At 72.5% G+C, this 455-nt stretch carries 1 protein-coding gene; it reads right to left on the minus strand.

Annotation, left to right across the window (positions count from 1 at the left end; all coding sequences use genetic code 11):
- Window positions 1–455: citrate/2-methylcitrate synthase (locus tag ACOADB_RS07335; protein ID WP_378597310.1), on the minus strand; the 455-nt coding region annotated here is incomplete at both ends.

Raw genomic sequence — 455 nt, forward strand, 5'->3', positions numbered from 1 at the left:
GGGGCGTCGAGCTCCTTGGCCGTACGACGCAGCACGCGCGCCCGCGGGTCCTCGGCGCGGTAGACGCGGTGACCGAAGCCCATCAGGCGCTCGCCCGAGTCGAGCAGGTTCTTGACGTAGGCCCGAGCGTCGCCGGACTTCTCGACGTCCTCGATCATGCCGAGGACGCGTGAGGGCGCACCGCCGTGCAGCGGGCCGCTCATCGCGCCGATGGCGCCGGAGAAGGCCGCTGCCACGTCGGCACCGGTCGAGGTGATGACGCGCGCGGTGAACGTCGAGGCGTTCATGCCGTGCTCGGCGGCCGAGGACCAGTAGGCGTCGATGGCGTGCGCGTGCTTCGGGTCGGCCTCGCCGCGCCAGCGGATCAGGAACTTCTCGGCGAGCGTCTTGCCCTCGTCGACCAGGCGCTGCGGGACGACGGGCAGGTGCAGGTCGCGGGCCGACTGGCCGGCGTA

The sequence above is a fragment of the Nocardioides sp. CPCC 206348 genome (assembly GCF_048654705.1).
Taxonomy (GTDB): Bacteria; Actinomycetota; Actinomycetes; order Propionibacteriales; family Nocardioidaceae; genus Nocardioides.